Origin of the sequence: Massilia sp. CCM 8734 (genome assembly GCF_011682155.1) — a bacterium.
Classification (GTDB): domain Bacteria; phylum Pseudomonadota; class Gammaproteobacteria; order Burkholderiales; family Burkholderiaceae_D; genus Telluria_A; species Telluria_A rubra.
In genome coordinates this window covers 1-620 of record NZ_WHJI01000174.1, presented here as the reverse complement: position 1 = coordinate 620, position 620 = coordinate 1, and the positions used below count along the sequence as shown (strand labels likewise).

The following is a 620-nucleotide window of genomic DNA, read 5'->3' as shown; positions in this document are numbered from 1 at the left end:
AGTTCCTTCTCCCGAGTTCTCTCAAGCGCCTTAGAATACTCATCTCGCCCACCTGTGTCGGTTTGCGGTACGGTCTCGTATGACTGAAGCTTAGAGGCTTTTCTTGGAACCACTTCCGATTGCTTCAAGACCTAAGTCTCTCGTCTCGACCCCTTGAATTCCGCGCCCGGATTTGCCTAAGCGCCTTCTATGAGTCAAAAACCAGCACTTCCAACCGCTGGACAACCTTCCGCGATCCGTCCCCCCATCGCATCATACGACGGTGCAGGAATATTAACCTGCTTCCCATCAGCTACGCATCTCTGCCTCGCCTTAGGGGCCGACTCACCCTGCTCCGATGAACGTTGAACAGGAAACCTTGGGCTTACGGCGTGGGAGCTTTTCACTCCCATTATCGCTACTCATGTCAGCATTCGCACTTCTGATACCTCCAGCATCCTTTACAAGACACCTTCGCAGGCTTACAGAACGCTCTCCTACCATATCCTTGCGGATATCCGCAGCTTCGGTGACTGGCTTAGCCCCGTTACATCTTCCGCGCAGGACGACTCGATCAGTGAGCTATTACGCTTTCTTTAAATGATGGCTGCTTCTAAGCCAACATCCTGACTGTTTTAGCC

The 620-nt window shown here is 52.4% G+C and carries 1 rRNA gene; it reads right to left on the bottom strand.

Annotated elements, in window-relative coordinates:
- Positions 1-620: ribosomal RNA gene (locus tag F2P46_RS36120) — 23S ribosomal RNA — on the bottom strand; the annotation flags it as partial.